6 protein-coding genes and 2 pseudogenes are annotated in these 6,926 nt (G+C 71.9%); 6 read left to right on the plus strand and 2 right to left on the minus strand.

The window, feature by feature from the left end; genetic code table 11:
* From GXZ33_RS11415 to GXZ33_RS11440, 6 genes and pseudogenes are all read left to right on the plus strand, one after another.
* Window positions 1–311: pseudogene (locus GXZ33_RS11415) on the plus strand (50S ribosomal protein L17); the annotation flags it as partial.
* A gap of 102 nt (window positions 312–413) precedes the next feature.
* Window positions 414–620, plus strand: coding sequence for a DUF2892 domain-containing protein (locus GXZ33_RS11420; protein ID WP_291341206.1), 207 nt, complete (start codon window positions 414–416; stop codon window positions 618–620).
* Window positions 621–651: 31 nt separating this feature from the next.
* A complete protein-coding gene (gene truA, locus GXZ33_RS11425) occupies window positions 652–1,500 on the plus strand; it encodes a tRNA pseudouridine(38-40) synthase TruA (RefSeq protein ID WP_291341207.1) in 849 nt (282 codons plus the stop codon).
* Between the two features lie 77 nt (window positions 1,501–1,577).
* Window positions 1,578–3,857, plus strand: a complete 2,280-nt coding sequence (locus GXZ33_RS11430) for a DUF6541 family protein (protein WP_291341216.1) — start codon at window positions 1,578–1,580, stop codon at window positions 3,855–3,857.
* A gap of 42 nt (window positions 3,858–3,899) precedes the next feature.
* Complete coding sequence (gene eccB, locus GXZ33_RS11435) at window positions 3,900–5,135, plus strand: type VII secretion protein EccB (RefSeq protein WP_291341209.1); 1,236 nt, start codon at window positions 3,900–3,902, stop codon at window positions 5,133–5,135.
* Between the two features lie 42 nt (window positions 5,136–5,177).
* Window positions 5,178–5,606 (plus strand): TIGR02611 family protein, encoded by a 429-nt coding sequence (locus tag GXZ33_RS11440; RefSeq protein ID WP_291341211.1) that lies wholly within the window; start codon window positions 5,178–5,180, stop codon window positions 5,604–5,606.
* Here GXZ33_RS11440 and GXZ33_RS11445 read toward each other — a convergent pair.
* Both GXZ33_RS11445 and GXZ33_RS11450 read right to left on the minus strand, forming a co-directional pair.
* Window positions 5,569–6,654 (minus strand): S8 family serine peptidase, encoded by a 1,086-nt coding sequence (locus tag GXZ33_RS11445; RefSeq protein ID WP_291341213.1) that lies wholly within the window; start codon window positions 6,652–6,654, stop codon window positions 5,569–5,571. The two genes, GXZ33_RS11440 and GXZ33_RS11445, sit on opposite strands and share 38 nt — an antisense overlap.
* A pseudogene (locus GXZ33_RS11450) lies at window positions 6,651–6,926 on the minus strand (type VII secretion integral membrane protein EccD); the annotation flags it as partial. The pseudogene GXZ33_RS11450 and the gene GXZ33_RS11445, both read right to left, overlap by 4 nt.

Genomic DNA, 6,926 nt, shown 5'->3' on the forward strand with positions numbered 1-6,926 from the left:
CCCGCATCATCAAGCTGGAGAACCGCGCCGGCGACAACGCCCCGATGTCTCAGATCTCCCTCGTTCTCGAGGAGACCGTGAGCGCCGAGGCCACCCGCGCCACCCGCGCCGCCGCCTCCAAGAAGGCTGCCGAGGAGGCCGCCGAGGAGTCTGAGGTCAAGACCGAGAACGTCGAGGTCAACGCCGAGGACACCGCCGCTGATCCGGCTGAGCCGGCTGAGGGCGACGTCTCCGCTGAGGCTCCGGCCCAGGAGGGTTCCGTCGCCGAGGCCGAGGCTGAGGCCAAGGCTGAGGAGACCGAGGACAAGTAGGTCCCCGTCCCACCTGCAGACACACCGCACACTCCCTCCGGGGAGGGTGCGGTGTTTCTCTTTTCTCTCCGTCCGGGTGCGCACGGGCGTAGTCTGAGACCCATGAACCTGACACCGAATGAGTCCCCCGTCGACCGTGGCGTCCGCGGCCTCGTGTCCGTCCTCGCGGCCGTCCTCGCCTTCACCGTGACCCGGCCGAGCAGGCCTGCGGGCCTGGGTCTGCTCGCCGTCTCCGGCATCATGGGCCTGACCGCCGCGGTCGGTGTCTGCCCGGTCTACCGGGTGCTGGGTGTCGGCACCCGGAGGTAGCGTCCGGGGCAGGGGGTAGTCTGGGTGGATCATGACTGACCACCTCATCCGCCTGCGCCTGGACCTGGCGTACGACGGCACCGATTTCCACGGCTGGGCGAGTCAGAAGCAGCCCGGCCTGCGCACCGTGCAGGGCGTCCTCGAGGACGCCCTGTCGATGATTCTGCGTATCGACGCCGCCCTCACCGTCGCCGGCCGCACCGACGCCGGGGTGCACGCCGCCTGGCAGGTCGCGCACCTCGACGTGCCGGCCTCCAGCCTGCAGCAGCGCAGCATCGACGGTGACCCGGGCCGCCTGGTCCGCCGTCTCGCAAGGCTGCTGCCCGAGGACGTCCGCGTCCATGCGGTCACGGAGGCCCCGCCGGGTTTCGACGCCCGCTTCTCCGCCCTGCGCCGCCACTACGTCTACCGCGTGACCACGCATCCGCGGGGTCCGCTGCCCACCCGGGCGCGGGACACGGCGCACTGGCCCCGGCCCGTCGAGTTCGGGGACCTGCAGGCGGCCGCCGACGTCCTCGTCGGACTGCATGACTTCGCGGCCTTCTGCAGGGCCCGGGAACATGCCACCACGATCCGGGAGCTCCAGGCCTTCACCTGGCACGACGTGTCCACCCGCACGGAGCCCCAGCTCTACGAGGCGCACGTCACCGCGGACGCCTTCTGCTGGAACATGGTCCGCTCCCTGGTGGGGACGTGCCTGACGGTGGGGGAGGGGCGTCGGGAAGCATCTCTCCCTGCCCGACTGCTCACGGAGACGGAGCGCTCCCCCCTCATCCCCCTCGCCCCGGCGAAGGGACTGAGCCTCGTCGGGGTGGACTATCCGCCGGACGGGGAGCTCGCCGCCCGGACGGAAGTCACGCGGGACCGGCGCAGCCTGTGACGTGGAAACGTGTGGGGTTGTAGAGTAATGGCTTGTTTGTGATCCAACCACTTGAGTGAGAGGTGTCCGGGGTGGAGATGTACCAGCTGGTGCTGATTGCGGCGCTGGTGTTCACCATGCCCGGTGCAGCGGTGGGATGGGTGTCGGGTCTGCGTCTGCCGTGGGCGCTGGCGACCTCCATCCCGGTGAGCTTCGGGTTGTTCGGGCTGGCGGGCTGGGTCCTCGGTCAGATGGACATCCGCTACGACTGGCTCTCCTTCGTCATCTTCTGGCTCCTCGTCCTCGTCCTGGCGGCGTTGTGGCGGGGTGGCTTCCTCCTCGTGGACCGTCGGCGGCGCCCCGCCGCGGACCCGGAGGAGCCCCGCGGCAGCCCCTGGTCCCGGGTGTGGGCGGACCGGCAGGGCGGCATCCTCGACCCGGCCTGGATCCTGCCCGCGGCGGGTGTGATCACCGGTGGCTGGCTCATCATCGACCACAGCATGAAGCTGTTCGAGAAGGTCCCGCGCGGTCTGGGCAACATCGTCCAGGGCTGGGACGTCCACTGGCATGCGTCGATGGTGCGCTGGTTCATGGACGCCGGCATCGGCGACCCGACCCGCATGGGCGAGCTCCGGCACCTGGAGACCGGCGACCACATGTACTACCCTTCGGCGTGGCACGTCGGGGCGGGGCTGGCCGGTGAGGCCGCGGACATCAACCCCATCGAGGCGCTCAACCTCACCAGCGTCGTGTTGCCCGGCATGCTGCTGCCGCTGTCCGTCGCGATGATCGCGTGGAAGATGGTCGGCCGCGGCGGGCTCACGGCCCAGCTGGCCGCCGGTGTCGCCGGCATCGCGGTGTTCGCCTCCCCGGTGCTCATGTGGGTCGGCTACTACGTCGGCGTGTGGCCGTACCTGGGGTCGTTGGCGGCCGCAGGCGTGGTCATCGCCCTGTTCATGCACGTGCCCTACCGTCCGGTGGCGGTGTTCGCGGCGATGCTCTCGCTGACGGGCATGGTGCAGATGCACCCGGCCCCGGTGACCATCGTCGTCCTGGCGCTGGCCCTGTGGTGGCTGCTGCACCTGGTGTGGGTACCGTCGCACCGCCCGGAGACGAAGCGGCAGGCCGTGTCCGTGCGTCTGCGCGACGTCGGCTGGCTCGCTCTGGCCGGTGGCGTGGGCGTGGCGATCCTCCTGCCGCAGCTGCTCTCCGGTTCGGAGGCCAGCGAGGAGGTCTCCTCCTGGACCGCGTTCGAGGACGTCACCCGCGCGGAGTCCTGGGCGAAGGCCTTCGAGATGCAGACCCGTCACACGGACATGTTCCCGGACCTCAACCAGACCATCCTGCTGTGGCTCGCCGGCTTCGGCGGCGTGGCGCTGCTCGTGTGGCGCCGTAACCTGTGGGCGCCGCTGTTCTGGTTACTCTCCGCCGCGATGACCGCCAACGCCCTCATGCTCTTCGACGAGCCGTGGGGTGACTGGCTCAACATCATCGGCAACCTGCACTACGCCACGGCGCACCGCCTGGTCATGCCGGTGGCCATGTTCACCTTCGCCGCCGCCGCGGTGGGACTGGCGGTGCTCATCCGCCTGATCTCCCTGGCGCCGCTGAAGATGAACACGACGTGGGCGCGGGTCTCGGTGGCGGTGTCCGTCATCCTCGGCATCGGCGCGGGCTACGGCACCGCCGTGTGGGCCACCCGCGACAGCGTCCTCGAGGGCGTGGAGGCCACCCTCAACAGCCCGCGTGTCGACGACCGCATGGTCAGCGAGGCCGACATCCGCGCCTTCGACTGGCTCTCCCGGCAGCCCGGCGCGTACGAGGGCTCCATCTTCGGTGAGCCCGCCGACGGCCACGGCTGGATGTACGCCTACAACGGCCTGCCCGCCGTGATGCGGCACTACCTGTGGCCGGATGTGCACCGCACCTCCGCCACGGACCTGCTCTACTGGCACCCGGATCTGCTCGGCGTGGGCAATCACGGTGACCCCACCCAGATGAACAACGTCGACAAGGCGGCGGAGCAGCTGGACGTGCGGTTCTACTTCGTCTCGCCGTGGAGTTTCTGGGAGTTCCAGAAGCCGCGCTTCGAGATGATCGACGGACTGTGGCACACCCCGGGTGTCACCCCGGTGTACCGGGACCACAATGTCGCGATCTTCGCGGTGAACCAGGCGTTCACCGATGAGGAGCTGCTGCGGATGCGGGCCCCGGGCAACTCCCCGGAGGAGCTGCCGCCGCTGCCTCTCGACGCCACCGGTGCCCCCTCCTTCCACCGGCCGACCAGGCCGGACATGGGGGGTGCGAATCCCCTGGAGACCCCGGGCAACCCGGCCCTCGACGATCCTCCGGTTGAGATCCCGGCCACCCGGCCTTAGTCTGACGCCGTACACCGTCACAGTCATCAAGGGGGAGATGGCGTGGGTCAGACAGTGCTGCCGACCACCCGCGCGCAGGTGTCGGGCCACCGGTTCCTGCGCCGCCGCGTCGAGCACGGCCTCGTGCTCGGCGACATCCGCATGATCCACGACCCGTTGGCCGCCCGGTCGCGGGCCCTGCTCTTCGGGGTGGTGGCCGTGGTGATGATCTCGCTGGGGGCCGGGCTGCTCGCCTGGCTGCGGCCCGCCGCCCATCCGGGGGAGGCGCCGATCCTGCAGACTTCCGGGGGTGCGTTGTTCGTGCGTGTCGACGACCGCGTCCACCCCGTGACCAACCTCGCCTCCGCGCGGCTCATCGCCGGGGGTGACGAGGATCCGGCGCGGATCGGGGACGGGGTGCTCGCGGAGCTGGAGCGGGGCGTGCCGGTGGGCATCCACCCGGCGCCGCTGGTGCTGGGGGAGTCCCCGGTGGGGGAGACGGCCTGGTCGGTGTGCGCCGACGGGGACGGGGTGGTGACCGTGACGGTCGGGGGGATCGGCGATCACACCGACCCCCTCGGCGGGCACCGGGGTGTGCTGGCCACCGGTGCGGGCGCGGACTGGCTGCTCACCTCCGCCGGGCGGCACCGCCTGCCGCACCCGGAGTCCCCGGAGGGACGGACCGTGCGCCGGGCCCTCGGGGTCACCCCGACGACCCAGCGCTGGGAGCCGCCCCTCGAGGTGCTCAACGCCGTGACGGAGCTGGACCCGGTGGTGCTGCCGGAGCCACCCGCGGAGATCCTGGACACGGGTGCCGGGCTGTGGGCCCTGCTGCCGGCGGGTGTCGCCCCGCTCACCGGGGTCCAGGCGGAGGTGCTGGAGTCCACCGGCGTCCCGCGTCGCACCGTGCCCCGGGAGGAGCTGGCCCACCACCCGGACACCCCCTATGACCTGCGGCTTCCGGAGTTCGCCCCGCTCTTCCTCGATCCGCGGGAGGTCACCGTGTGCGCCACCGGGGGGAGGGTGTCCACGCTCGTCTCACAGACGCGGCCGGTGACCCTGTCCGGCACCGGCGTCGCGGATGAGTTCCGCGGTGGGGCGCGGACGGCGTTGGCGGTGGACACCGGGCACGGGCATCACGTGGTGGACACGACCGGTCTGCGGCACCCGGTGCCGGAGCGGGCGGACCTGGCGGCCCTGGGGCTGCCGGACCCGGTCGCGGCCCCCTGGTCGGTGGTCCGTCTGCTGCCGGAGGGGCCGCCGCTGACCCGGGAGGTGGCCCTGCGGGCCAGTTACTGAGGGGGCCGGGAACTTCTGCGTGGGCCCGCCCGTTGAACATGCATGCCGTCGATGAGAGAGATGGTGTCGGAACGCATCGAGCGGATCAAGGACACCCACTCCCGCGCCAAGGAGGGCCGTTACGGCTTCATGGTGCGGCCGCTGACACTCACCCTGGGGTGGACGATCGTCATCATCGGACTCATCACCATCCCGCTGCCCGGGCAGGGCTGGCTCACCACGTTCATCGGCGTGGGCATCCTCTCCCTGGAGCAGAGGTGGGCGAAGAACCTGCTGGTCCGGGGCGTGCACCTCTACGACCGGTTCTTCGCCTGGTTCCACCGGCAGCGGCAGTCGGTGCGGGTCACCCTGGTGATCCTGCTCATCGTGGTCATCTGGATCGTGTTCATCGCCATCGTCTACGGCATGTGGCGGGCCGGCACGATCGACTTCCTCACGCCCTGGGCCGCCCAGCTCGGGCTGGTGCGGTGAGCAGGGCGGCCAGCAGCGCCGCCAGGAGGAGGGCCCCCGCCCGGGTGGGCACGTCGTCGGGCTCCGCCCGGTGCTTCCCGACACCCACCGCCCGCCCCTCCCGCGCATAGTCCCCCGCCAGGTGGGTCACCGTCTTGTGAGTGTCGACGACACCGTGCCCCGGCTCCGCCGCCTCCACGATGCGGTGCCGCAGGTCGGCGGCCGTGTCGAAGGGGTGCCGTTCCCGCAGCAGCGCCGCCACCCCGGACACCACGGGCGCGGCGAAGCTCGTGCCCTCGAAGGCGGCCTCCTGCCCCTGGGCGTTCACGGTGCCCGCGGCATGACCGTGCCCGGTGGGGGACAGCCCCACGGGGACACGCCCGGCGGCGGCGACCTGCCCGCCGGGCAGCACGTACCCGGCCAGGGCGTGCGGATCCTCCGGGTGGACCGCCCCGACGGCGAGGACCGTCTCCTCGTGCGCGGGGTGGACCACCATGCCCGGCTGACACTGCCCACCGGCGTTGCCGGCGGCCGCGATGATGACCACCCCGTCCTCCTCCGCGCGCCGGAGGGCGTGGTGGAGCGGGGTGGCGTCGAGAAGCACGGTGGGGTCGAGGCAGGAGACGACGGAGATGTTGATCACCTGTGCCCCCGCATCGAGGGCGGCGTGGATCGCCTGCGTGAGGGTGTCGAGGGTGCCGCCTGCCGCGTCGCGGTAGTGGCCGCTCGACTGGCGGATGCTGAGGATCTGCGCGCCGGGGGCGACCTCCCGGATGACGCCGGCGACGACCGTGCCGTGGCCGTCGCAGTCGAAGAGCGGGTCCGGGGCCCACGGGGAGACCAGGTCCGCGACCGGTTCCACGTGCCCCAGGTCAGGGTGTGGGGCGACACCGGTGTCGATGACCGCGACCCGCACGCCCTCCCCGCGGGAGATGCGGTGCACGTCGAGCTCCCGGGGCACCGGCGGCGGGGCCTCCACGGGGCGGACGCAGGCGACGTCCTGGGCCCGGACCGGGGCAGCGGGGCTGAACAGCAGCGCGAGGATGAGCAGCCCCGCCCCGCGCCTCATCCCAGCCCCCGGATGAGCACGAAGAGCCCGGCCAGGTGGGCGGCCAGCGGCAGGGACGCGGCGAGAGCCAGGGACTCCGCCCGCTCCCACCACACGACGGTGGTCGGCTCCACCTCCGGGACCCGCGGCACCCACAGCGGGGCGGTGAGAGCGGCGGCGGTACTCACGAGGGCCGGCACCCACTGCGCCGGATGACCGGGATCGGTCGCGGCCCAGACCCCGGCGAGACAGGCGACGAACCCGACCGACATCCACGACCACGCCGGCACCGC

Origin of the sequence: Corynebacterium sp., from assembly GCF_012838985.1 — a bacterium.
Taxonomy (GTDB): domain Bacteria; phylum Actinomycetota; class Actinomycetes; order Mycobacteriales; family Mycobacteriaceae; genus Corynebacterium.

Excerpts from the sequence above, each read along its gene's own strand:
- GXZ33_RS11440 (WP_291341211.1), top strand. The coding sequence starts at position 5,178 with ATGCCGTCGATGAGAGAGATGGTGTCGGAACGCATCGAGCGGATCAAG.
- truA (WP_291341207.1), top strand. The coding sequence starts at position 652 with ATGACTGACCACCTCATCCGCCTGCGCCTGGACCTGGCGTACGACGGC.
- GXZ33_RS11430 (WP_291341216.1), top strand. The coding sequence starts at position 1,578 with ATGTACCAGCTGGTGCTGATTGCGGCGCTGGTGTTCACCATGCCCGGT.
- GXZ33_RS11445 (WP_291341213.1), bottom strand. The coding sequence starts at position 6,654 with ATGAGGCGCGGGGCGGGGCTGCTCATCCTCGCGCTGCTGTTCAGCCCC.
- GXZ33_RS11420 (WP_291341206.1), top strand. The coding sequence starts at position 414 with ATGAACCTGACACCGAATGAGTCCCCCGTCGACCGTGGCGTCCGCGGC.